The sequence below is a fragment of the Rhizobium sp. P1_C7 genome (assembly GCF_056406295.1).
This window is the reverse complement of the sequence record NZ_JBFUAL010000002.1, coordinates 22,904-47,133: the sequence shown is the minus strand read 5'-3', so window position 1 is coordinate 47,133 and position 24,230 is coordinate 22,904. Positions and strand designations below refer to the sequence as shown.

General features: G+C 59.2%; 24 protein-coding genes and 1 pseudogene. 3 read left to right on the top strand and 22 right to left on the bottom strand.

The window, feature by feature from the left end; translation table 11 throughout:
• Positions 1 to 10: 10 nt before the first annotated feature.
• The 12 genes and pseudogenes from AC1D2R_RS03305 to AC1D2R_RS03250 all read right to left on the bottom strand — a co-directional run bounded on the left by AC1D2R_RS03305 (position 11) and on the right by AC1D2R_RS03250 (position 10,878).
• On the bottom strand, positions 11 to 259 hold the full coding sequence (locus AC1D2R_RS03305) for a GlsB/YeaQ/YmgE family stress response membrane protein (protein ID WP_477965379.1): 249 nt from the start codon (positions 257 to 259) through the stop codon (positions 11 to 13).
• A gap of 33 nt (positions 260 to 292) precedes the next feature.
• Positions 293 to 506, bottom strand: a pseudogene (locus AC1D2R_RS03300) (GlsB/YeaQ/YmgE family stress response membrane protein); the annotation flags it as partial.
• Between the two features lie 108 nt (positions 507 to 614).
• The gene (lpdA, locus tag AC1D2R_RS03295; protein ID WP_477964746.1) at positions 615 to 2,063 is read right to left on the bottom strand and encodes a dihydrolipoyl dehydrogenase; all 1,449 of its coding nucleotides are present in this window, start codon (positions 2,061 to 2,063) and stop codon (positions 615 to 617) included.
• 15 nt (positions 2,064 to 2,078) lie between these two features.
• Positions 2,079 to 2,660 carry a GNAT family N-acetyltransferase gene (locus AC1D2R_RS03290; protein WP_477964744.1) on the bottom strand — a complete coding sequence of 194 codons (582 nt, stop codon included), beginning with the start codon at positions 2,658 to 2,660 and terminating at the stop codon, positions 2,079 to 2,081.
• A gap of 2 nt (positions 2,661 to 2,662) precedes the next feature.
• Complete coding sequence (locus AC1D2R_RS03285) at positions 2,663 to 3,304, bottom strand: SGNH/GDSL hydrolase family protein (protein WP_477964742.1); 642 nt, start codon at positions 3,302 to 3,304, stop codon at positions 2,663 to 2,665.
• A 19-nt stretch (positions 3,305 to 3,323) separates the two neighbouring features.
• Complete coding sequence (locus AC1D2R_RS03280; RefSeq protein WP_477964740.1) at positions 3,324 to 4,670, bottom strand: pyruvate dehydrogenase complex dihydrolipoamide acetyltransferase; 1,347 nt, start codon at positions 4,668 to 4,670, stop codon at positions 3,324 to 3,326.
• 18 nt (positions 4,671 to 4,688) lie between these two features.
• Positions 4,689 to 6,071, bottom strand: a complete 1,383-nt coding sequence (locus AC1D2R_RS03275; RefSeq protein ID WP_477964738.1) for a pyruvate dehydrogenase complex E1 component subunit beta — start codon at positions 6,069 to 6,071, stop codon at positions 4,689 to 4,691.
• Between the two features lie 15 nt (positions 6,072 to 6,086).
• Positions 6,087 to 7,133: a pyruvate dehydrogenase (acetyl-transferring) E1 component subunit alpha gene (pdhA, locus tag AC1D2R_RS03270; protein ID WP_477964736.1), complete on the bottom strand. Its 1,047-nt coding sequence runs from the start codon at positions 7,131 to 7,133 to the stop codon at positions 6,087 to 6,089.
• A gap of 146 nt (positions 7,134 to 7,279) precedes the next feature.
• Complete coding sequence (locus AC1D2R_RS03265; RefSeq protein ID WP_477964734.1) at positions 7,280 to 7,600, bottom strand: FtsB family cell division protein; 321 nt, start codon at positions 7,598 to 7,600, stop codon at positions 7,280 to 7,282.
• A 138-nt stretch (positions 7,601 to 7,738) separates the two neighbouring features.
• The gene (gene eno / locus AC1D2R_RS03260) at positions 7,739 to 9,013 is read right to left on the bottom strand and encodes a phosphopyruvate hydratase (protein ID WP_477964732.1); all 1,275 of its coding nucleotides are present in this window, start codon (positions 9,011 to 9,013) and stop codon (positions 7,739 to 7,741) included.
• A gap of 141 nt (positions 9,014 to 9,154) precedes the next feature.
• Positions 9,155 to 9,997 carry a 3-deoxy-8-phosphooctulonate synthase gene (gene kdsA, locus AC1D2R_RS03255; RefSeq protein WP_477964730.1) on the bottom strand — a complete coding sequence of 281 codons (843 nt, stop codon included), beginning with the start codon at positions 9,995 to 9,997 and terminating at the stop codon, positions 9,155 to 9,157.
• Positions 9,994 to 10,878: a VOC family protein gene (locus AC1D2R_RS03250; RefSeq protein ID WP_477964728.1), complete on the bottom strand. Its 885-nt coding sequence runs from the start codon at positions 10,876 to 10,878 to the stop codon at positions 9,994 to 9,996. The genes kdsA and AC1D2R_RS03250 overlap by 4 nt, the downstream gene beginning before the upstream one ends.
• Positions 10,879 to 11,078: 200 nt before the next feature.
• Between AC1D2R_RS03250 and lexA the strand changes: the two genes are divergently transcribed.
• The gene (gene lexA / locus AC1D2R_RS03245; protein WP_477964726.1) at positions 11,079 to 11,801 is read left to right on the top strand and encodes a transcriptional repressor LexA; all 723 of its coding nucleotides are present in this window, start codon (positions 11,079 to 11,081) and stop codon (positions 11,799 to 11,801) included.
• Positions 11,802 to 12,017: 216 nt separating this feature from the next.
• Here lexA and AC1D2R_RS03240 read toward each other — a convergent pair whose 3' ends face one another.
• The gene (locus tag AC1D2R_RS03240; RefSeq protein WP_477964724.1) at positions 12,018 to 12,152 is read right to left on the bottom strand and encodes a hypothetical protein; all 135 of its coding nucleotides are present in this window, start codon (positions 12,150 to 12,152) and stop codon (positions 12,018 to 12,020) included.
• A gap of 361 nt (positions 12,153 to 12,513) precedes the next feature.
• On the opposite strand from AC1D2R_RS03240, the gene AC1D2R_RS03235 reads away from it, so the two are divergent.
• Together AC1D2R_RS03235 and gltA are read left to right on the top strand one after the other, a co-directional pair.
• Positions 12,514 to 12,798, top strand: coding sequence for a hypothetical protein (locus AC1D2R_RS03235; protein WP_477964722.1), 285 nt, complete (start codon positions 12,514 to 12,516; stop codon positions 12,796 to 12,798).
• Positions 12,799 to 13,132: 334 nt separating this feature from the next.
• On the top strand, positions 13,133 to 14,422 hold the full coding sequence (gltA, locus tag AC1D2R_RS03230) for a citrate synthase (protein ID WP_477964720.1): 1,290 nt from the start codon (positions 13,133 to 13,135) through the stop codon (positions 14,420 to 14,422).
• 47 nt (positions 14,423 to 14,469) lie between these two features.
• Here the strand turns inward: gltA and lpxB are convergent, their stop codons facing one another.
• From lpxB to AC1D2R_RS03185, 9 genes are all read right to left on the bottom strand, one after another.
• Complete coding sequence (gene lpxB, locus AC1D2R_RS03225) at positions 14,470 to 15,651, bottom strand: lipid-A-disaccharide synthase (RefSeq protein WP_477964718.1); 1,182 nt, start codon at positions 15,649 to 15,651, stop codon at positions 14,470 to 14,472.
• Positions 15,648 to 16,529, bottom strand: a complete 882-nt coding sequence (locus AC1D2R_RS03220) for an LpxI family protein (RefSeq protein ID WP_477964716.1) — start codon at positions 16,527 to 16,529, stop codon at positions 15,648 to 15,650. Before AC1D2R_RS03220 ends, lpxB begins: the two co-directional genes overlap by 4 nt.
• A gap of 3 nt (positions 16,530 to 16,532) precedes the next feature.
• Positions 16,533 to 17,351, bottom strand: a complete 819-nt coding sequence (gene lpxA, locus AC1D2R_RS03215) for an acyl-ACP--UDP-N-acetylglucosamine O-acyltransferase (protein ID WP_477964714.1) — start codon at positions 17,349 to 17,351, stop codon at positions 16,533 to 16,535.
• Entirely contained in the window at positions 17,348 to 17,815 is a 468-nt protein-coding gene (gene fabZ / locus AC1D2R_RS03210; RefSeq protein WP_477964712.1) for a 3-hydroxyacyl-ACP dehydratase FabZ, read from the bottom strand. Before fabZ ends, lpxA begins: the two co-directional genes overlap by 4 nt.
• Entirely contained in the window at positions 17,808 to 18,869 is a 1,062-nt protein-coding gene (gene lpxD / locus AC1D2R_RS03205; protein WP_477964710.1) for a UDP-3-O-(3-hydroxymyristoyl)glucosamine N-acyltransferase, read from the bottom strand. The genes fabZ and lpxD overlap by 8 nt, the downstream gene beginning before the upstream one ends.
• A gap of 50 nt (positions 18,870 to 18,919) precedes the next feature.
• Positions 18,920 to 21,259, bottom strand: a complete 2,340-nt coding sequence (gene bamA / locus AC1D2R_RS03200) for an outer membrane protein assembly factor BamA (protein WP_477964708.1) — start codon at positions 21,257 to 21,259, stop codon at positions 18,920 to 18,922.
• Between the two features lie 195 nt (positions 21,260 to 21,454).
• Positions 21,455 to 22,588 (bottom strand): RIP metalloprotease RseP, encoded by a 1,134-nt coding sequence (rseP, locus tag AC1D2R_RS03195; RefSeq protein ID WP_477964706.1) that lies wholly within the window; start codon positions 22,586 to 22,588, stop codon positions 21,455 to 21,457.
• 28 nt (positions 22,589 to 22,616) lie between these two features.
• Positions 22,617 to 23,450, bottom strand: coding sequence for a phosphatidate cytidylyltransferase (locus tag AC1D2R_RS03190; protein WP_477964704.1), 834 nt, complete (start codon positions 23,448 to 23,450; stop codon positions 22,617 to 22,619).
• Positions 23,450 to 24,196 carry an isoprenyl transferase gene (locus tag AC1D2R_RS03185; RefSeq protein WP_477964702.1) on the bottom strand — a complete coding sequence of 249 codons (747 nt, stop codon included), beginning with the start codon at positions 24,194 to 24,196 and terminating at the stop codon, positions 23,450 to 23,452. The genes AC1D2R_RS03190 and AC1D2R_RS03185 overlap by 1 nt, the downstream gene beginning before the upstream one ends.
• Positions 24,197 to 24,230 lie beyond the last annotated feature (34 nt).

The window sequence follows — 24,230 nt, the reverse complement described above, 5'->3', positions numbered from 1 at the left end:
CGGCAAGGACCTATCGGCGTGCAAGCCGCGCGACGAATATCAGCAGGCAGGCACCAAGGAAACCCGTAATGAAGTAGTCGAGCCTGCCGCCGGCCACTTCAAGATGAAACTGAGCCAAGATGGCGGTCGCGACCACCGAGCCGACGATCCCGAGCACGATGTTCAGCAATATGCCGTAACGGGCATCCATCAGCTTGCCCGCGAGCCAACCTGCAAAACCGCCGATGATGATTGCGGCAATCCAGCCTACGCCTTCCATGCTGTCCCTGTCCCTGTCCCTTACGCTGTCGCCCAGCACCACGATGACGGCACCGACGGTCGCGTGAATGATCTGCACCACGATCCCATTTTCAATTCCCAGCGAAATCCGGAGCCTGCTGAAGAGGAACCCTCCGACGAACGCGCCGATGATGCCGCTGAGCGGGCATCGTATCAATCCGCCTCCACCGACGATTAGACTGGCGAGAAAGCCCGCGAGCAGACCGAAGCAGGAGAACGACAAGCAATGCCTGAGTACATGACGATTTCCTTTCGCTTTTTCCACCCCTGCCGGTAAGACTTTCGCCAACCTGGGATGCTCGCGCCCCCGGATAGAGGGGCGGCGAAGAAAGCTATCAAGCGTTCAGAACACGGCCGTAAGCATCGAGAACGGCTTCCTTCATGCTTTCGGACACCGTTGGGTGCGGGAAGATCGTGTGCATCAGTTCTTCTTCGGTCGTCTCGAGGTTCATCGCGACGACGAATCCCTGGATCAGTTCGGTCACTTCCGCGCCGACCATATGGGCGCCGAGCAGCTCGCCGGTCCTCTTGTCGAAGATGACCTTGACCATACCCTGGTCTTCTCCAAGTGCGATCGCCTTGCCGTTGGCTGCAAACGAGAAGCGGCCGACGCGGATGTCGCGGCCCTGCTCCTTGGCCTTGGCTTCGGTGAGGCCCACGGAGGCGACCTGCGGTTTGCAATAGGTGCAGCCCGGAACCCTGCTCTTGTCGGTTGGATGCACGTTCGGCAGACCCGCGATCTTTTCGACGCAGACGACGCCTTCATGCTCGGCCTTGTGGGCAAGCATCGGCGGGCCGGCGACGTCGCCGATGGCGTAGATGCCCGGCACGTTGGTCTTCCCATAGCCGTCGATCACGACGCAGCCGCGGTCTGTTTTTACGCCAAGGGCTTCGAGACCGAGGTTTTCGATATTGCCCTGTACGCCCACGGCCGAAATCATCCGGTCCGCCGTAATCTGCTGAACCTCGCCGTCCGCGGTCTCGACATGCGCGGTTACGCTGTTTGCAGCCTTTTCGACCTTGGTGACCTTGGCGCTAGTGAAGATCTTCAGGCCGCGCTTTTCCAGCTGCTTGCGGGCGATCGCGGTAACTTCCGCGTCTTCGACCGGCATGATGGTCGGCATGACCTCAACGACCGTGACGTCAACGCCCATCGAACGATAGAAACTTGCAAACTCGATGCCGATCGCGCCCGAGCCCATGACGATCAGCGACTTCGGCAGGCCATCCGGCTTCAGCGCTTCGAAATAGGTCCAGATCAGCTTGCCATCCGGCTCGATGCCGGGCAGAGCGCGCGGACGGGCGCCGGTAGCGACGATAATGTGCTTGGTAGTGTAGGTTCCCTCGGCGCTCTTGATGTTCTTCGGCAGCGGGTGCTGCGGCTCGACGGCGGGCTTGCTGGACTTTGTGACGACGACTTCACCGGGCTTGGTGATCTTGGCTTCGCCCCAGATCACATCCACCTTGTTCTTCTTCATCAGGAAGCCGACGCCGGTATTGAGGCGGGCGGAGACGTCGCGCGAGCGGGCGACGACAGCCTTCACATCGGCGCTGACCTTGCCCTCGAGAACGAGGCCATAGTCCTTGAGGTGGTTGGAATGGTCGAGAATCTCGGCCGAGCGAAGCAGCGCCTTGGTCGGAATACAGCCCCAGTTCAGGCAGATGCCACCGAGATGCTCGCGCTCGACGATCGCGGTCTTGAGACCCAGCTGGCTGGCGCGCACTGCGGCGACATAGCCGCCCGGACCGGAGCCGATGATGATGACGTCGTAATTCTCAGCCATATTTTCCTGCCTTTGTTATCGGGCGTCGCGGGTGAGAAGCACCCACTCGTGTTTCCTGCTGCTTTCGAAAAAAGACACCGCGTCGGCGCGCGCCTTTTCCGAAAATCCATTCCTCTTATAAAGCGCCAGTGCCGCTTCGTTGTCGCTCGCGGTGATCAGGCTGACCGGCAGTTCTCCCGCTCGCTCAATCTGATCTTCCAGTATCCGGTTGCCGATCCCGATGCCGCGCAAGTGGCTGTAGACACCGAGCGTCCCGATAAACCAGCTTCCAATCACCATCTTCTGCAGATCGATTGCCGGCTTGAGGGCCGGGCGATCCGGTTGGATGTTCCGTATGTCTTCGCCGAGACCGTAACCGATCGCCGCTCCGGCAATCTCGCCATAGGCCTCAGCGAGGACGGCATCGCCCCAGGTGCCATGACCTTCGTCGCTGCGCATTTTCCGCCGGCCCAGCTCCATCGGCGTGTCACCGCCGCCGTTTCCAAGGTCGGTCAGCCAGAGCCACGAAGCAAGGCCATGCGAGGCTATATCCGCGAGAACCGCCAGTTCGGCCGCATCCTCCCGCACCGCGGGACGGAGCGTCACGAAAGACCCCATGGTCAAAGCCCCAACATCATCCTCACGGTCGATTCCAGACCGCGCCCGAGAGCGCGGGTATTCTCCGCATCAAGGTGTATGCCGTCCAGCGGCGTCGTCTTGGCAACAGAATTGCCATCGAAGAAGCCGCAGCCCAGTTCGTCGGCAAGATCGCGGTAGAGGGTCGCAAGCTTGGCGGACTCCTCGATGCCTCCGACGAAGGACGCCGCGAACGGTACGTTTGCCGTCTCGCAGACCTTCGGCGGTGCAACGATCAGAATGTCCGGAGCGTCGAATTCGAAAGGCCAGGCATGATTGCGGATCAGCCTGACCAGCCGAGCGATTCCCTGGCAGGCTGCAAAAGCCGACCCCGCCACAACTGGCTTCATGTCGTTGGTGCCGAGAAGGAGGATAACGAGATCGAGCGGCGCATGCGTCTGCAGGATCGTCGGCAGGATGCGTGCACCGTTGCGATCGCAATCGGCGAGATGATCGTCGAATGCGGTCGTGCGACCGTTCAGGCCCTCGGCGATGATCCTGACCTCGTTGCCGAGCGCTGCCTGCAGCGTGCTCGGCCAACGGTCCTTGTAATCGTGACGGCCGATGGAAACGGCGTCATAACCCCAGGTCAGCGAGTCGCCGTAGCAAAGAACGGTCTTCGTCATTTGCGTCTCCGCTTCCGTCTCAGACGAGCATGCCCATCGGATTTTCGATATAGCCCTTGAATGCCTGCAGCAGCTCGGCGCCGAGAGCGCCGTCGACGCAGCGATGGTCCGTCGACAGCGTGACGCTCATCACGGTTGCGATGGCCATCTCGCCCTTGCGGACAATGACGCGCTGTTCACCTGCACCAACCGCCAGGATCGTAGCATGCGGCGGGTTGATGACTGCTGCAAACTGCTTCACGCCCATCATGCCCATGTTGGAGACCGAGGTCGTGCCGCCCTGGAATTCCTCGGGCTTCAGCTTGCGATCCTTGGCGCGCTTACCGAGATCGCGCATCTCATTGGAAATGACCGACAGCGTCTTCTCCTCGGCCTTGCGGATGATCGGGGTGATCAGGCCGCCCGGGATCGAGACGGCAACGCCGACGTCGACATGCTTGTGCTTGACCATGTTGCTTTCTGTCCAGGAGACGTTGGCATCAGGAACATCGCGCAGCGCAAGCGCCATGGCCTTGATGACCATGTCGTTGACGGACAGCTTGTAGGAGGCGCCGCCATCCTTGCGGGGAGCCGCATCGTTGAGCTGGGCGCGCAGTGCCAGCAGCGCATCGAGCTCGCAATCAACGGTGACGTAGAAGTGCGGGACGGTCTGCTTGGATTCGACGAGGCGCTTGGCGATGACCTTGCGCATGCCGTCATGCGGCACGAGTTCGTAGGAGCCAGGTTCGAACAGCTTGAGAACGGCCTCTTCCGAAGCGCCCTTCGGCGCTGCGGCGGCCGGAGCAGCAGCAACCTGGGGGGCAGCGGCTGAAGGTGCCGGAACAGCCTCGGCGCCACCGCCTGCGGCGGCAGCTTCCACGTCGCTCTTGACGACACGGCCATGCGGACCCGAACCAGCGATTGCCGACAGGTCGATACCGGCTTCCTTCGCCAGACGACGCGCGAGAGGCGAGGAGAAGGTGCGGTTGGTGTTTTCAACGGGCGCCCCGGTGCTGACCCGACTAGTCGCAGCGACGGACATAGACGGCGCCGTTGCGGCTTCAGCCTTCGGCGCACCGACAGCTTCGGCCTTTGGAGCCGGAGCGGCAGCGCCCGCACCGCTCGCGGCGGCGCCCACATCTTCGCCTTCGGCAGCCAGAACCGCGATCAGCGCATTGACCTTGACGCCTTCGGTGCCGGCCGGAACGACGATCTTGGCGACGGTGCCCTCATCGACGGCCTCGACCTCCATCGTCGCCTTGTCGGTTTCGATCTCGGCGATCACATCACCAGACTTAACAGTATCGCCTTCCTTGACGAGCCACTTGGCCAGATTGCCTTCTTCCATCGTCGGAGAGAGGGCAGGCATCGTGATGTTGATAGGCATCGAAATACGCTCCCCTTGTTACTTGTAGCAAACGGTCTTCACGGCATCGACGACTTCACCGACATTCGGAAGCGCTAGCTTCTCGAGGTTGGCGGCGTAAGGCATCGGAACGTCCTTGCCGGCGATGGTCAGAATCGGCGCGTCGAGATAATCGAATGCCTGCTGCATGACGCGGGTGGCGATTTCGGTGCCAACCGAGTTCTGCGGATATCCTTCCTCGACGGTGACCAGACGACCGGTCTTCTTGACGGATTCGATAACGGTCGGCAGGTCCATCGGACGGATCGTGCGAAGGTCGATCAGTTCGACGTCGATGCCGAGCTTTTCGAGTTCGGCAACAGCCTTGGTGGCATAGGTCATGCCGATACCAAAGGAGACGACCGTGACGTCCTTGCCCGGACGGTGAATGCGGGCCTTGCCGATCGGCAGAACGAAATTATCGAGCTTCGGCACGTCGAAGTGCTGACCATAGAGAATTTCGTTTTCAAGGAAGACAACTGGGTTCGGATCGCGGATGGCAGCCTTGAGCAGGCCCTTGGCGTCGGATGCCGTGTAGGGCATGACGACCTTGAGGCCCGGGATCTGGCTGTACCACGAAGCGTAGTCCTGGCTGTGCTGGGCACCAACGCGGGCCGCAGCGCCGTTCGGCCCGCGGAAGACGATCGGCGCGCCCATCTGGCCGCCCGACATGTAGAGCGTCTTGGCAGCGGAGTTGATGATCTGGTCGATCGCCTGCATGGCGAAGTTGAAGGTCATAAACTCGACGATCGGCTTCAGACCGGACATCGCAGCACCCACGCCGACACCGGCAAAGCCGTGCTCGGTGATCGGGGTATCGACAACTCGGCGTGGTCCGAATTCCTGCAAAAGACCCTGGGTGACCTTGTAGGCGCCCTGGTATTCAGCAACTTCTTCGCCCATGACAAAAACATTTTCGTCCGCGCGCATTTCTTCAGCCATCGCGTCGCGGAGTGCTTCGCGAACAGTCATGGAGACCATTTCAGTACCAGCCGGAATTTCAGGATCGTTCGGCACGTAAGCCCTTGGTTCGGCCGGCACCGGAGCCTGTGCTGCGCCGGCAACCTTCTTTTCGTCACCTTGCGGCGCAGCGGCCGGAGCCTCCGCGGGAGCGGATGCGGAAATGTCAGACGCCGATTCACCGTCCTGGAGGAGCACGGCGATCTTGGCATTCACCTTCACGCCTTCCGTTCCGGCAGGAACCAAAAGCTTGCCGATGACGCCTTCGTCTACGGCTTCGACTTCCATCGTCGCCTTGTCGGTTTCAATCTCGGCAATGACGTCGCCGGAGGTGACCTTGTCACCTTCCTGCTTGAGCCATTTTGACAGTGTGCCTTCTTCCATCGTGGGAGAGAGGGCGGGCATGAGAATATCGATTGGCATGGGTCAACCCTCCCCTTAAAGCAGAATGTCGGTATAAAGCTCGGACGCATCCGGCTCCGGAGCGGACTGGGCGAAATCAGCGCTGTCGGCGACGATGTCGCGGACATCCTTGTCGATCGCCTTCAGGTCGTCCTCTGATGCCCAACCCTTCTCGATGAGGCGCGCCTTCACCTGCTCGATCGGGTCGTGTTCCGAACGCATCTTCTGCACTTCGTCCTTCGAGCGGTACTTCGCCGGGTCGGACATGGAGTGACCGCGATAACGATAGGTCAGCATTTCGAGAATGATAGGACCCTTGCCTGAGCGGCAATGCTCAAGTGCCTCGTCGGCGGCAGCTTTGACGGCGCGAACGTCCATGCCGTCGACCTGAATGCCGGGAATTCCGAAGCCCGAGCCACGCAACGAGTAGTTCGATTGAGCCGTAGCGCGCGCTGTGGAGGTACCCATGGCGTAGCGGTTGTTCTCGACGATGTAGATAATCGGCAGCTTCCAGAGAGCAGCCATATTGAAGCTCTCGTAAACCTGGCCCTGGTTAGCGGCACCGTCGCCGAAATAGGCGATCGAAACGCTGTCGTTGCCACGATAGCGATTGGCGAAAGCCAGGCCGGTGCCGAGAGACACCTGGGCACCAACGATACCGTGACCGCCGTAGAAATGCTTCTCCTTGGAGAACATGTGCATCGAGCCGCCCTTTCCCCGGGAATAGCCGCTGATGCGTCCGGTCAGTTCCGCCATGACGCCGCGGGCGCTCATGCCGGTGGCCAGCATATGACCGTGGTCGCGATAGGCCGTGATGACCTGATCGCCTTCCTTCTGCGCCATCTGCATGCCGACGACGACAGCTTCCTGGCCGATGTAGAGATGACAGAAACCGCCGATGAAGCCCATGCCGTAAAGCTGACCCGCCTTCTCCTCGAAGCGGCGGATGAGAAGCATCTCGCGATAGGCCTTCAGCTCGTCATCACGATCGAAGTCGGCGATGGGGCCTCCGTTCGAGTCTTTGCGTGCAGGTTTCGCGCTGGTTTTGCGGCTGGAAACGGTCGCGTTCTTTCGCGGCGCCATTCAACCCTCCCTATGGGTTTATCGGTTCTTAGGTGGCGCGTACCATAGGGAAGAAATTTCGCCACAGCAATGCCATAAATGCATGGCTCATATTCTGTGTTAAATGATTGATTAACTTACACTTATTCCAATTAACTTGTTTTCGGTTAATTTGAATAATGATTGAATATGACGATCTCGTCGGCACGCGAAAAATTCAGCTGCAGACGCGCTTTCTCGTCCAGCATATCCTTATCCATCGAACCGTCACTCAACAGCGCGACCTGATTTTCAAGATGCTCGCGCTTACCCTTCAGAACCGCCAGCTCCCTCTCCCGCGCGACACGCTGGCGCTCGAACACTTCGGTTGCGCGCAGACCGTAATCGCCATGGATGCAATGGTAGCCGAAATAGGAAAGAAAGGCGACAGTCATGGCGGGAACGACGAACCGGCCGATCTTTTTCTTCTTATGATGCTTTGTCCACATACACGCATTCTCGAAACGCATTACCTTTGCGAGTGAGACTACCGATGAGAGATTAACCGTCCGTTGACTATGAACGCGACGCACCAAAAAACCCGCGCCAGGCCGGCGCGGGTTGCAGATGGTTGAAATCAGGCGGAATTAACCGCGGATGATCGACCGGCCGGCGTAGCGGGCCTGCGGGCCGAGACCCTCTTCGATGCGGATCAGCTGGTTGTACTTTGCGAGACGGTCCGAGCGAGAGAGCGAGCCGGTCTTGATCTGGCCGCAGTTGGTGGCAACCGCGAGATCGGCAATCGTCGAGTCTTCGGTTTCGCCCGAACGGTGTGACATGACGGCGGTGTAGGCTGCCTTGTGGGCGGTGTTGACGGCGTCCAGCGTTTCCGTCAGCGAGCCGATCTGGTTGACCTTGACTAGGATCGAGTTGGCAACGCCCATGCGGATGCCGTCGCGCAGACGGGCGGAATTGGTGACGAAGAGATCGTCGCCGACCAGTTGGACCTTCTTGCCAGCCAGATCGGTCAGCGCCTTCCAGCCGTCCCAGTCGTCTTCAGCCATGCCGTCTTCGATCGAGATGATCGGGTATTTCGCTGCAAGTTCGGCCAGGTATTCGGCCATGGCGCCCGGCTCCAGCGTGCGGCCTTCGCCTTCGAGTACGTACCTGCCGTTTTTGAAGAATTCGGTCGAGGCGCAGTCGAGGCCGAGTGCGATGTCGTCGCCCGGCGTGTAGCCGGCTTTCTCGATCGACTTCATGATGAAGTCGAGGGCCTCAGGCGCGCTCTTCAGGCCAGGCGCGAAACCGCCTTCGTCGCCGACATTGGTGTTGTGGCCCTGCGCCGACAGTTCCTTCTTGAGGACATGGAAGACTTCCGAACCCATGCGGACCGCTTCGCGGATCGAATCGGCGCCAACCGGGAGGATCATGAATTCCTGGAAATCGATCGGGTTGTCGGCATGCGCGCCGCCGTTGATGATGTTCATCATCGGAACCGGCAGCAGGTGGGCGCTGGCGCCGCCGACGTAGCGGTAGAGCGGCAGGCCGGAGGCTTCGGCCGCAGCCTTTGCGACGGCGAGCGAAACGCCGAGGATTGCGTTTGCGCCGAGGCGCGACTTGTTCGCAGTTCCGTCCAGCTCGATCATCAGATTGTCGATCTGGATCTGGTTTTCGGCATCGATGCCGCCGATTGCGTCGAAGATTTCTGTGTTGACTGCCTCGACTGCCTTTTCGACCCCCTTGCCTAGGTAGCGCTTGCCGCCATCGCGAACTTCGACGGCTTCGTGCGCGCCTGTCGAAGCGCCCGACGGAACAGCCGCACGGCCCATGCTGCCATCTTCAAGATAGACATCGACTTCGACGGTGGGGTTGCCACGGCTGTCGAGAATTTCGCGGGCGATAATATCGGTAATTGCGGTCATCGGCTCTTCCTGCTCAAGGGTGGATAAATCGTTTGAAATTCGTATTAGCCGAAGATGCGCAAAATACAATGGCGGTTTGCGCGTCCTCAATGACGATCGTCGTGCGAGGCCTATTATATGATCATGTCAGTCTTTTGAACGTCAGTTCTTGGCGATCGCGTCGAAGGCCAGGAGCTTTTCAAGAAGTCGCGGCATGTCCTTGAGAAACACCATATTCGGACCGTCCGAAGGGGCGTTGTCAGGATCTTCATGCGTCTCGACGAACACGCCGGCAACGCCGACGGCAACGGCCGCGCGAGCCAGCGTTTCGACGAACTCTCGCTGGCCGCCGCTTGAGCCGCCCTGCCCGCCGGGCTGCTGGACCGAATGGGTCGCATCGAAAATCACCGGTGCGCCCATGGCCGCCATGATCGGCAGCGAACGCATGTCGGAGACCAGCGTGTTGTAGCCGAAGGAGGCGCCGCGTTCGCACAGCAGAATGTTCGGATTGCCCGTCGAATTCAGCTTGTTGAGTACGTTCTTCATATCCCATGGCGCCAGAAACTGGCCTTTCTTGACGTTGATCGCGCGGCCGGTCCTGGCGGCAGCGACCAAAAGATCCGTCTGGCGACTGAGGAAAGCTGGTATCTGTAGAATATCGACAACGGTCGACACTTCGGTGCACTGCTCTTCCGTGTGGATGTCGGTCAGAACGGGAAAGCCGTATTCCTTCTTGAGATCGGCGAAGACTTCAAGCGCCGTCTCCAGGCCGATGCCGCGTTGTGCCGAAAGCGAAGTGCGGTTCGCCTTGTCGAAGGAGGATTTGTAGACGAGCCCGATGCCAAGCTTGTCACACAGCTCCTTGAGGACGCCGGCGATCATGAACGCGTGATCGCGGCTCTCCATCTGGCAGGGGCCGGCAATCAGCGACAGCTTGCCGCTATTTGAAAACACAACCGCGCCGGCACCCTCGCCGATTGCGACTTCGGAGTTTGTCTGGCTCATCGTTTCTCCTCGAAGGCAAAGAGCGCGCCCTGCCCGGACGCAGCCTTCACCAGAACTCGATTGTTCTTGCGGGTGTAGGTGATCCCGTTAGCAGCCAAATGCGCTTCTGTCACGGCAAGATCGCCGACCTTGAACACGATGGCGACGCCGCGCAGGCCACGATCGGTGCCGGGCGCGGCAAGATCAAAATAGGCATTCAGTCCATCCGGCGAAAGAATGCTGATCCGAACATTTGGCGTGGCAAGGCTGATACCGAACGCTTCGTCCCGGACCAACGGCGCCGCAGAGGAAAAGCGCAGGAACAGACCGAACGCCTTCGGGTCCGGCGCGGCGAGCACGATCTCGGTGATCCCGATCACCCCATTCGCATGCGTTTCCAGTGTCTTGCGGTCTGCGGGAAGCGCATTGATACGCTGGCAGGTGAAGATAAAAAAATCGGGTGCACGAAGGTCCGCAGCAAAGGCGAGCCTGAAAGCCGCGGTGGTCTCGTAACCATCGGGCATCTTCATCGGACGCTCAAACTGTAGCATGTCGCCGCCGCTTATCCTGTCGGCATGGAAACGCGCGTGGTCGCGATCGGCATCCGTCGTCGCCAGAACAACCGCCGAGAGGCCGTTCTCGCCGCAACGGAAACGAAAGGCGCGATCGCGCGCCGTGAATACGTTACCCCTCTTGATCGACGCCTCATAGGCCTCCGCGCTCGCAACGGCGAGCGGCTCGAGGTATGTTTTGTCGGCGAAGAAAATGCAGGCGTTTTCGGTTCCAAACGGGTGCCGCGCATCGGCCGCCACGGTGAAGCCGAGTTTGCCAAGGCGTTCCCTCGCCAAACCGACATTGGCGACAGGCAGGACAACATGGTCGAGCGGATGGACTTCACTCATGGCAAATCCTCTTCCGAAATTCGCAAATGTGTGCGCTGGCTCTCGTGACAATGCAAGAGGTGTGAGCGGCATAGGTCGAATGAAGTGCAAAACGCAACAAATACGGGCCAAGTTTCACGAAAATTTAGGCACTTGCGGAACACATATGGAACATATAGTGTCTGTTCTGGCTTTGTTTCACGACTCTGGGGTTGACTTCCATGCTCACACGCAAGCAACAGGAACTTCTTTTGTTCATTCACGAGCGAATGAAGGAGTCCGGCGTTCCCCCTTCCTTCGACGAAATGAAGGATGCGCTCGACCTGGCGTCGAAATCGGGCATCCACCGGCTGATCACGGCGCTCGAAGAGCGGGGGTTCATTCGCCGGTTGCCCAATCGAGCCCGCGCACTCGAAGTGATCAAGCTCCCGGAAGCGTACAATCCGAGCCTTCAACAGCGACGTGGCTTCTCGCCGAGCGTCATCGAAGGCAGCCTCGGAAAGCCGCAGATTGTTGCTCCCGCCGGACCGAAGCCGGCTCCAAATTCCGACAATGGCAATTCCGCTTCCGTCCCTGTCATGGGACGCATCGCAGCCGGCGTTCCGATTTCGGCAATCCAGAACAACACCCATGACATCGTGGTTCCAGCCGACATGCTTGGTTCCGGCGAACACTACGCGCTGGAGGTCAAGGGCGACTCCATGATCGATGCCGGTATCTTCGACGGCGACACTGTCATCATCCGCAACGGCAGCACCGCAAATCCAGGCGATATCGTCGTCGCGCTCGTCGATGACGAAGAGGCGACACTGAAGCGCTTTCGGCGGAAGGGTGCCTCGATCGCGCTCGAAGCTGCGAACCCCGCCTATGAGACCCGCATATTCGGGCCGGACCGCGTCAAGGTTCAGGGCAAGCTCGTCGGCCTTATCCGGCGTTATCATTGATCCGAATTGCTCTGTCGGCGAAGCGACCGCTGCGCCAAGTCTAGCCGGTCATATGCAGCGGTGACGATCGGCGTCCCTTGGTCGTCAATACGCGTATTTCAAAGGCTCCCGACCACGCAGGCTTTCGCCCGTCAGCAGCATCGATCCTGAGCGGAGACGAACCGGTGTGATTGTGATATCGGCTCCGTCGCAGGCGGGCCGAGGCAGGCGGCGTTTTCAAGCGTGGCGACCACATAGCCGCTGTCGTGGATCGCCACACGCCATGTTCAGGCTGACAAAACCATCCTCGGCTGCGTTGGCGACGCGACGCATCATGCTGCGGGCCTTCTGCTGTTGCTGCGGCTTCTCCATCGGTCTTCCTTTTCGGCACGCCGGCTAGTGGTTGCCGAGACCGCGAAATCGCGTCAGCAGGAAACCGCCATTCAGGGAGGCGCGCCATGTCCACCGTACCGCCCCATCCCAACACCATCTTGGCGATGGCAATGACCACGTCCAGACCGACCCCGGCTACCTTCCACGGCAGCGCACGTCGAGCCGGGACGGCGCCAGCAGCAAGGCGAGCATCCCCCATCGGTAACACAACGAACGAAATGAGTGCACGGCAATCAGGTTCGCCTTCAGCCCGTAGGCGCTCAGCAACTCGCATAAACCGCCACCAGAAAGCCTGCGAGAGCGGTCGCCTGAGGATCATGCGCCGGATCGTGCCGCCAGAATGACCAGCAGCAGAGCTGCGATGCACACCCCAAGCCGCGGCACAGCGGCCTCGAACGTGAACCACGAATGCGCCGGCTCCGAGAAGGACCTGCGAGATCAGGAAGTAACGTCCCTGGCCGAATTCCTCGACCCGCTCGAGGCGGCCGGCGGCAATATATCTGCGGCACGTTCGGTTCTTGTCGTCCAGCGAGATGCCGATTGGCGTCTGCCGCGGGACCGTACCCTTACGACACAGGCGCCTTCATGGGGAAGAGCGCGCATAAAGATCGCGTGCGCCGCCTGAGACGCTGTCGACCCGCTTCAATCGTTTGCAACACCGGCATACACCTGCACGCGGACGCCGCCCTCATCCGCAACCAGAATGCAAGCTTCGGACGCTTCACGCAACAATAATCGATTGAATTCCGAAGAGAAATCGGAACGCGGAAAAGACGAGGATAATCATTGGCTTCCGCTATGCGCGAAGGGCATCGCTGCGCTGCTTAAAAGTTAATACTGCAATGCACAAAATGGCATCAAGAGAACTTGGCATTAACCGCGCGATCATATAGCTATCGCTGACGACGCTTAACCCTATGGCGCCTTTATGGTGCCACCCGCCAGTTTGGAGGATCATAATGACGGATCGAAGCGCAACACTGAAACTTGGTGACAAGTCGGTCGACCTCGCCGTAAAAAGCGGCACGATTGGCCCTGACGTCATCGATATCGGCGCCCTCTACAAAAACACGGCTTCCTTCACGTATGATCCTGGTTTCACCTCGACCGCGTCTTGTGAATCGAAAATCACGTACATTGACGGCGACGAGGGCGTCCTGCTCCATCGCGGTTATCCGATCGAGCAACTGGCCGAGCACGGCGACTTTCTCGAGGTTTGCTACCTGCTGCTTTATGGCGAACTGCCGACCGCTGCACAGAAAAAGGATTTCGACTATCGCGTTACGCACCACACAATGGTGCACGAGCAGATGTCGCGTTTCTTCACCGGCTTCCGCCGCGATGCGCATCCGATGGCTGTCATGTGCGGCTGTGTCGGCGCCCTGTCGGCCTTCTATCATGACTCGACCGACATCACAGATCCGCATCAGCGCATGGTTGCCAGCCTGCGCATGATCGCCAAGATGCCGACGCTCGCTGCAATGGCCTTCAAGTACCATGTCGGCCAGCCCTTCGTTTATCCGAAAAACGATCTCGACTACGCATCGAACTTCCTGCGCATGTGTTTTGCCGTTCCATGCGAAGAGTATGTCGTCAATCCGGTGCTTGCCCGCGCCATGGACCGTATCTTCATCCTGCACGCCGACCACGAGCAGAACGCGTCGACCTCCACCGTACGCCTCGCCGGCTCTTCGGGCGCTAACCCATTCGCGTGCATCGCGGCCGGCATTGCCTGCCTCTGGGGTCCGGCTCACGGCGGCGCTAACGAAGCAGCACTCAACATGTTGACCGAAATCGGCTCGGTCGATCGTATTCCGGAATATATCGCCCGCGCCAAGGACAAGAATGATCCGTTCCGCCTGATGGGCTTCGGTCACCGCGTCTACAAAAACTACGATCCGCGCGCCAAGATCATGCAGAAAACGACACACGAAGTTCTCGGCGAACTCGGCATCAAGGACGATCCGCTGCTCGACGTGGCGATGGAACTGGAGCGCATTGCGCTTACGGATTCCTACTTCATCGAGAAGAAGCTCTATCCGAACATCGACTTCTACTCCGGCATCACCCTGAAGGCTCTAGGCTTCCCCACGACCATGTTCACAGTCCTCTTCGCTCTTGCCCGCACCGTCGGCTGGATCGCCCAGTGGAACGAAATGATCGAGGATCCCCAGCAGCGCATCGGCCGCCCACGCCAGCTCTACATCGGTGAGCCGCAGCGCGACTACGTCCCGGTTTCCAAGCGCTAGTCGGCCGAAAGGCGTCACTCGGCATCATAAGCCAACAAAAAACCCGGTCAGAAATGGCCGGGTTTCTTCTTTCGAAGTACGTCCAGAACGATCTCGGCGGCGTGGTCGCCCGGCGGCTTTTCTGTTCGCATCCGCTCCCAGACGAGATCGTAGCCTTCCATCATTGCCCTGCGCGGGAGGGTATCGGAGGATAGCTTCTCCATCCACCGTGTGAAACTTGCGCCGCGCACGACCTCGTTGAGGTATTCGGGGACAACGGCGTAGTCGGCGATCAGGTTGGGGATGGCTGCAGTCCAGATCTTGATGCGTCCTGTCAGCAGCTTGATGATCCAGTCAGTCTTGTAGGCAGAGACGCAGGGAACCCCAGTCAGCCCCAGCTCAAGGATGACCGTGCCGGAGGCAGCCATGGCCGCATCGGCTTCGGCAAATGCCTGCCATTTCGCATCCGCTCCGGTGACGATATCAGGCTTTATCGCCCAATCCTTGACCATTTGGCGAACCAGTGCCTCCCTGCGCGACGTCGTGGGCAAGACGAAGCGCGTCTCGCAGTTGCGTCCTGCAAGTTCGCTGACGGCATCGCCGAAATAGGGCAGCAGCTTGGTTATTTCGGAGGTGCGAGAGCCCGGCAGCAGCATGATCGTCTTTCGATCGATAGCGCTGCGTGGTTTTGTCTCGGCCCTGCGGCGCCGCGCTTCCAGAAGCGCCGGTTCGGCCGTCAGACGATGACCGACATAGGTCGTCGGCGGTCCACCGAGAGTCCTCATGATTTCCGGTTCAAACGGAAGCACGGCGAGCACGTGGTCGACATAAGGTAGCATGCGCTGCGCCCGGTATTCCTTCCAGGCCCACACGCTCGGGCATACGTAGTTCACCACGGGCAGATCAGGCAACGCTGCGCGCACCCGCTTGGCGACACGGTGGGTGAAGTCCGGGCTGTCGACGATCACCAGGACGTCCGGTCTCGCGGCAATGATCGCGGCGGCCGTCTGGCGAATGCGACGGACAAGGTTGGGCAGGTTGCTAAGAACCTGAGTGATGCCCATGATCGACAATTCGGAAAACTCGAACAGCGACCGCAAACCCTGCGCCTCCATCCCCTCGCCGCCAACGCCGATCACTTCCACCGGACCCGCATATTGACGCTTCATGCCTGCGATGAGATCGGCGGCGAGCAGGTCGCCCGAGACCTCACCGGCTATGATTGCAACCTTCAACGTGCGAGCACTCATTCAAGTCCCCAGGAAGGCAATCCGCGATCCAGGCCGCAGACGAAGATACCGGCCTCGTTGGCGGCTGCGATTACAGCCGCCCGATCGAGGATCAACGAGCGTCCCGCGTCAACGGCGACACCCGCGAGCCCCGCCTTACGGGCATTCTCGACCGTGGAAATTCCGATGGAGGGCAAATCGGCGCGGATATCCTGCTGGGGCTTGCAGAGCTTCACCAGAACGCCGCGGCGGCGCTGGGAAATTCGACCTCCGGCGCGCAGACCCGCGACGCGTTCCAGCATGCTGTCCGTGCCTTCCACGCCCTCGAGCGCGACGATGCGTCCGCCGACTGAAACGGCACCTTGGCCGACATCGAGTCGTCCGAGGGTATCGGCTGCCTCACCAGCCTTTGCGATGTCCTTCAGGTCGTCTGCATTCGGCACAACGGCACCGAGCGGCCCCACAGTCGCCAGCAGGTCCGGCGCGATTTCTTGCGCCCCGATGACCCGGCGACCGTCTTTCTCGATCAGCTTGATCACCATGCGCAGTACGGTGTCGTCGCCACCAGACATCAGAGTACGAACGATGGAAGGAACCTTGGCCAATGTCTTCAGCGTCGGACGGACCTCGCGCCATTCTGGGCGACGTCTGACGCCACCCGACATTACAACACGCTCGATACGGTTGACCTCGAGCAAATGGTCGATAGCTGCGAAGTCCCCCACGCCGACGACAACGTGCTCGAAACCATCCCAGGAGCGATCCGTTTCATTCGTTAGCGCTATGATGAGAGGATTCTCGCCCGCGCTCTGCGCCGCCGCGGCGACATAGGAGGGCAGGAAGCCGCTACCTGCGATAATTGCCAGGCGGCCTTTCGCCTTATCGCTGACCAGAGACAAAACTCACCCTTTCTGTCCCCTGGTCGGAGAGGAAAGAGCGCGGTCGCTTTCTACTGCAATGAAATCGAGGATATGCATGACCTGCTCGCAATCGGCATACTCTTCGCGGATGGCGGCGGCGTTCTCGCGCAGGGATCCCGAGCCTTCGAAGATTGCTTTGTAGGCACGGCGAACGGTGTGGATGGTAGCGCGATCGACGCCGGCGCGCGTCATACCGACGACATTGAGTCCCCCCAGCAAGCCCGGATTCCCGTTCAGCATGCCATACGGTATGACATCATAGCTGACGGCGGAAAGACCGCCGACAAACGCGTGCCGTCCGACGCGCGTGAACTGATGAACCGCCGAGCCGCCGCCAAGGATGACTCGGTCTTCGATGACCACATGACCGGCAAGCATGACGTTGTTCGACATGATGACATTATCGCCAACGCGGCAATCATGGGCGACGTGCGAATTTGCGAGGAAGAGGTTATTGTTGCCGACAATCGTCTTGCCGCCGAAATCGGCAGTACCGGTATTCATCGTGACGCCCTCGCGGATCGTGCAATTGTCGCCCACCGAAAGCGTCGTCTCTTCGCCGCCATGATGAACGCTCTGCGGATCACCACCAACGACGGCCATTGGGAAAATGCGGGTGCCGTTGCCGATCGTCGTCCTACCGGCCACGACGGCATGCGCGAGCAGCTCTACGTTGTCACCAAGAACGACATGCGGTCCAACGTGGCAGAAAGGACCTATCTTAGCGTTTTGACCGATGACGGCGCCATCCTCGACGACCGCCATGGCATGAATGCTGGCACTGTCTGCAATTCTGCTCATGCTTGTTCCTTGCGAACGATCATCGCACCAATGTCGGCTTCGGCGACGAGCGTTCCGTCAACCTTGGCGTCACAATGGAATTTCCAGATGTTCCCGCGCTGCTTTTGCTTCTTCACATGATACTCGACGCGGTCGCCAGGTACCACCGGTTTGCGGAAACGGGCATTGTCGATCGTCATGAAGTAGACCAGATTGCCGCCTTCGCTTTCCTTCTTCGCACAGATCGCACCCGCCGTCTGGGCCATGCCCTCGACAAGAAGAACACCCGGCATGATCGGCTTTTCCGGAAAATGTCCGGTAAAATGCGGCTCGTTTGCCGTAACGTTCTTGATACCGATCGCTGAATTGTCTCCGTCGATATCGATGATCCTGTCGACCAGCAAGAAGGGATAGCGATGAGGCAGAAGCTTCATAATCTCCACGATATCCGCCGAAGAAAGCGACTTCTTGACGTCCTCAGTCATTCTTTTCTCCTGTTTTCTTGGCGCTCGTCGTCCGCATCATCACTGTCGCAACTTCGCGCAGGAAATCATGTACCGGCCGTGCCGGTATGCCTCCATAGCGTTCGCCGGCGGGGATATCGGAAATGACACCGCTCATTGCGGCGATCTGGACCCCGTCGCCAATCGTAATATGGCCCTTTATGCCGCTATGGCCACCGATCTGTACGCCGTCACCGATCACGGCACTACCGGCGATACCGACCTGCGAGACGACGGCGCAATGGCGCCCGATGCGAACGTTGTGACCAATCTGTACCAGGTTATCGATCTTGGTGCCTTCGCCGATAACCGTGTCGTCCATCGTGCCCCGGTCGATCGTCGTATTGGCGCCGATCTCGACATGGTCCTGGATGATGACGCGCCCGATCTGGACGATCTTGATCATTCCACGCGGACCCGGTGCGTATCCGAATCCGTCCTGCCCGATCCGGGCGCCGTTATGGATGATCACACCGTTTCCAACGAGTGCGCAGAGAACGCTGGCGCCGGCCGCGATCGAGCAGTTGCGGCCGATCTTAACTCCAGGTCCGATAATTGCCCCTGCGCCGATTCGGGTACCCTCGCCTATCTCGGCGTGCGCACCGATGGCTGCGAAGGGCTCGACGGCGACGTTGTTCTCGAGCCTCGCCGTCGGATCGACGACGGCGCGGTCGGATATACCCGAACCGTCCGACAGAAGCGTCAGCGGCTGAAGCGCCTTGGGATACAGAAGGCCACCCGCCATCGCAAACGCGGCATGCGCGTTCTTGGATACGAGAACCGGCACGTCAGGGGGCACAATGGCTTGCAGCGCGGAGCTGCAGAGTACGGCTGACGCCTCGCAAGTCGCAAGTTCGTCCTTGCTTCTTTTCGAGATGACATAGCACAGGTCGCCCGGTTTCGCCCGGCTAACGGGCGAAACCGAACGAATCAAGACATCGGCATGTTTGGGGTCAGCAAGTTCCGCCCCAAGATACTGCGCCAGCTCCCAGAGCTTCACGCCATCATGGGGCAGAAAAAAACCAGTTTGCTCCATCGGCAAATCTCCAGAACGGAATTCGATTGTACTGTTCCGGACTGCCGATATCAGAATTGGTTGTTTATGCCAAACTTGAAGTGCTGAACCTTGTCGAAGTCTTCCTTGAGAACCGGGAGGGCGTAGTCGACACGCAACGCGCCAAATGGCGAGTTCCAGATCAGACCAACCCCGACCGACGCGCGAAGCGCTGCGTCTTCGCCGTTCACAAATTCAGGAGAATTCACCGACACCTTATTCCCGAACAGCGTACCGGCGTCCGCAAACACCGCGCCACGCAGACCGAAGTCACGCGGTACAACCGGAAGTGGGAACGACGCTTCTGCGGAGACCGTGAAATAGGTCGTACCGCCCAAAGGATCGTCCGGGCCGCCGCCGACGCGTGGACCGATACCCTTATTTTCAAAGCCGCGGATATCGCCATTCGTCAGCGAAAACTGATCGAACACATTCAGATTATCATTAAATCCAATAACATAGCCTGCGGAACCGCTGACCGAACCAATGATATCGGCATCGTCAGCCAGCAGATGGAAATAACGCGCCTTGCCGTAAAGCTTGTAGAACTGAGAGTCACCGCCAAGGCCGGCGATTTCCTGCGTGGCGCTCGCATAAACACCTTCGCGCGGCAGAATCATGTCATCAAGCGTATTGTAAGTCAGCGTCTGCGAGACAGAAGACTTCACCCAGGGGCTGTTTTCGACGAGATTCTGATAAGGCTCAGACAACGAATCCAGCGAACCGTCCGGATCGTACTTCATCTGCTTGTAGTTGTAACGGAACGTCGTCGCGAGGTCTTCCGTGATCGGCGCCGTTGCGCGCAGAACAACGTTGTTTTCCTCATAGTCATAGTTGTCGTTGCTCGACGTCTCGCTGTGATTGAGGTCGAAACCGACCGCCAGACGGTAGCCGAGGAAGTAAGGTTCGGTGAAGTTCAGGCCGTAGGTCCGCGAACCTTCCTGACCGCCGCCGGCCGTCACCTTGATGTACTGACCGCGTCCTAGGAAGTTCTTTTCTTCGATCGACGCTTCGAGCATCAAGCCATCGCCGCCTGCGGCATAACCCGCGCCGATACCGAACGCACCAGTCGACTGATCCTGAACATCGACGACGATGATGACACGATCCGCCGAGCTGCCCGGCTGCGTCGTGATACTGACCGACGAGAAGTATCCGAGAGCTTCAAGGCGACGCTTGGCTCTGGTGATCATCTGCTGGTTGAAGGCATCGCCTTCGCTCATGTCGAACTCGCGGCGAATGACGAAGTCACGCGTACGGCTGTTGCCGCGGATCTCGATACGCTCGACGTAGGCGCGCTCGCCTTGGTCGACCAAGTACTCGACACCGATCGTGTTGCTGTTCAGATCGCGGTTGCCGCGCGGCGTGACGCGAGCGAACGGATAGCCGGCAGACGCCACCTGTTCAGAAATCGCTTCCATCGACTTCTGTACCTTATTGGCGCTGTAGACATCGCCTTCCTGCGTCTGCACGAGGCTCTGCAACTGCGCGCCATCAACACCTTGAACGGTCGACTGCACCGAAATTGCACCAAAATCGTAGCGCGGTCCTTCTTCGACGTTGAAGGTCAGCGTGTATTTGTTGGTCGCCTCATCGAATGCGGCGTCCGACGAAACGATGCGGAAATCGGCGTAACCGCGATTGTAATAGAACTGACGAAGCGCTTCCTCATCGGCATGCAGCTTGTCGTCACTGTAAACGTCCTTGCGAGTCAGGAAGGACAAGAAATTCGAACGCTTGGTATTAATGACCGAAGCCAGACGTCCGGAGCTGTAGGCGTTGTTGCCGACAAAATTGATCGCGGCAATCTTGGTCCGATCACCTTCGTTGATCACAAACGCCAGATTGACGCGCCCCTCACCGAGCGGAACAACTTGGGTCGTCACCTCGATTTCATTGCGGCCGGTTGCAGCATAGGCGTCCTTGATAGCCTGAATGTCAGCCTGGACCTGCGCTTCGCTGTACGGACCCGACGGCTGGGTTTTCACGACAGCCGCAAGCTTGTCGTCCTTGATCTTGCGGTTCCCGTTAAAGACAACCTGATTGACCAGCTGAGCTTCCTCGACCGTGACGACCAGCGTGCTACCCGAAACAGAAATCTTGACGTCGGAGAAATAGCCCGTGTCGTAAAGCTGCTTGACGGAGTCATCGATATCGGTGTTCGAGAAGCTCTTCCCAGGCGAAATCGTCAGGTTGGAGCGCACGGCCTCGGCGCCGACGCGGCTCGCGCCTCGCACATCGACGCGCTGGATGACCGCAGCTTCAGCTGTCGTTGCAGACACGAATACAGTTGCACCTGCTCCCGAAGCAACAATACCAGCAGACAGCGCAACCGCCGATACTGCGTTCAAAAATCTTGAACCAGCCTTCATTTCACCCATTACCTTTTTTCTCGTCCCCAGCCTCAGGTGTCCCCCGATTCCGGTCACGTGTGTCGTTTTACCCGCTTTTGACATACAAGCAAGGGAGCAAGTTAATTTCTGTTTACTTCATTTCGAAGCGTGACGCATTCGCCACTACAGCTTTGAAACATCGTAAATAAACGGTAATTTTCCTTCGTCCTGCAATCAGCCAATCAGTGCACTTATATCGTTCCAGGTAGCAAAAACCATCAGGCCCAGAACCATGGCCAGTCCGATGCGAAATGCAATCTCCTGTGCCGACGAACCCAACGGCTTTCCCCTTACCGCTTCAATCGCATAGAACATCAGGTGGCCGCCATCAAGTACCGGAACCGGCATCAGGTTGAGTAATCCGATAGAAACCGACAAGACGGCAGCCAATTGAAGCAAAGCTGCAACGCCGAGCGTCGCCATCTGCCCCGAAGCCTGCGCGACCCGGATCGGTCCCCCCAGCTGGTCGGGCTTCATGTAGCCAGAAACCAGGTTGCCGATATATTTGAAAGTGCCGGTGACAATGTGCCAGGTCTGGATCGTGCCCTCCTTGAGAGCCTCCAGCGGCGAGTATGTCTGCAGGCGGAAGTGGCCAACCTCCTGATTTGTCACTATACCGATCAGGCCGATCTCGATCTTGTTGCCGAACTGGTCCGTCATGTCGGTCCTTGTCGGAACCATGGGGACATCAAGGTTCTCGCCGTTTCGCTCGATCGACACCACGATCTTCTGCTCAGGGCGAATACTGACATAGCGACGGACGTCGTCGAAGGTCTCGACTTTTGTGCCGTCGATGGCGATCAACAAGTCGCCCGGGACGACGCCTGCCTCGGCTGCAACACTGCCCGGCTTGACCTCGGCTACAACCGGATCGGCGACGGAACGGCCGTAGATGGCAAAGAGCACGGTAAAGATCGCGATCGCCAGGATGAAATTTGCGATAGGACCTGCAGCGACCGTGGCGGCCCGCTTCCAGAGCTTGGCGCCGGCGAAAGAGCGCGCTCGCTCATCGTCCGACATTGTAGCAAGCCTGCCCTCATCGGGCTTGCTCGATGCATCCTCGTCGCCGAAGAAACGCACATAGCCGCCAAGGGGGATTGCCGAAATCTTCCATCGCGTTCCATGTCGATCGGTGAAACCGACGAGTTCTGGTCCGAATCCGACCGAGAACGCCAATATCCGGATGCCACTCCAGCGGCCGACGAGATAATGGCCCATCTCGTGCACGAAGACCAGCAACGACAGCACGAGAACGAAGGGAACGATATATCCCGTCAGAAACGCAAAAATTCCGGTCAAGCCTGCCATAAGTTCTTTCCGCCAGCCTGTGCAGACATCAAACGCCGAACAGGGCTGCACCGAGCGACGTCATTTCACCGCCCTTTATCAGCGAAAAAAGTCCTGCTAGCAAGAACGCCGCAAAGCAGGCGAAAATGAGCCCGTCGACGCGGTCCATGACGCCTCCGTGTCCCGGAATAAGACGGCTGGAATCCTTCACCCCGAAGCGGCGCTTGATAAACGATTCAAAGAGATCGCCAGCCTGGCTGCAGACCGACAGGATGAACGCGATCGGCGCGGCCAAAAGAACACTTTCGGGGACCGTCAGGTAGGCAACCACGCTACCGGCGACGACAGCAGACACGGCGCCCCCAATCGCACCCGACCACGTTTTCCCCGGTGATATCTTCGGTGCAAGCTTCGGGCCGCCGATGGCCCGGCCAACGAAATAAGCCAGGATGTCGGTCCCCCAGACGACAGCGAACACGAACAGCATGGCATAAAGCCCGGCGGTGTCTGCGCCGCGGATGCCAGACAGCGCTATTCCAGTTAGCCCGGCATAAACCGTGCCCGCCGGAAACCAGCGCGGCGTGCCGCGCACGGCTGCAAAGCCAAGTGCCAGGGCAAAGAACAAAACCAGGAGAACGAGCGAATAGCCAACGGTGCCCGCGACGACCGCCACGCCAATCGAGGCCTGCCCTATCCAGCCAACGGCGTTGGCAACGGGCTGCTCCGTCCGCAGCCGCGTGATAGTGGACCATTCATAGTAGATCAACAGAGCGATCAACGCCGCTAGAACGCTGAATGCGAGACCGCCGACCCACGTGGCGCCGAGAACGATGATCGCCAGAACCAGTCCGGAAACAATTCGAAGCCGTAATTCCTGATGCATCAGATGCCAACTGCCGCGGCCGTCTGCGGGACCAGTCCGCCGAAGCGGCGATTGCGCGACGCGAATGTCTCGAGCGCGGAATACAATATCTCTCGGCTGAAATCCGGCCAATATTCCGGAACGAAGATAAATTCCGAATAGGCGGCCTGCCAAAGGAGGAAATTCGACAGGCGCTCTTCCCCGCTCGTTCGAATGATCAAGTCGGGATCCGGAATTCCTGCGGTGTCGAGCCGAGCATCGATCAGCGCAGGCGTAATGTCCTGCGCCCGCAACGAACCTGCTTCAACTTCTCTCGCAAGACTTGCGACTGCGCGAGCAATCTCGTCGCGGGAACCATAATTGAAGGCAATCACCAGCGTCAGCGCGCTATTGCCCTTTGTCCGCTCTTCGGCATCGACAAGGAGATCGAGGATGTCACTTTGCAGGCTGTATCTGTCGCCAATCACTTTCACGCGGACATTCTGGCGGTGCAACTCCGCCAGGTCGCGCCGGATGAATGCCTTGAGCAAGCCAAGAAGGTCGGTAACTTCCGTTTCCGGGCGGCGCCAGTTCTCCGATGAGAAGGCGAACAGCGTAAGATACTTGACGCCAACGTCACCAGCCGCGCGCACTGTCTCGCGCACGGCATCGACGCCCTTGCGATGGCCCATCGTGCGCGGCAATCCGCGTTGCTTGGCCCATCGGCCGTTGCCATCCATTATGATGGCAACGTGTTCTGGCACTGTCAAAAATGTTCGTTCAGACATTTCCCGTCCGGTTCTTCCAGCCCAAGGCGCAGGC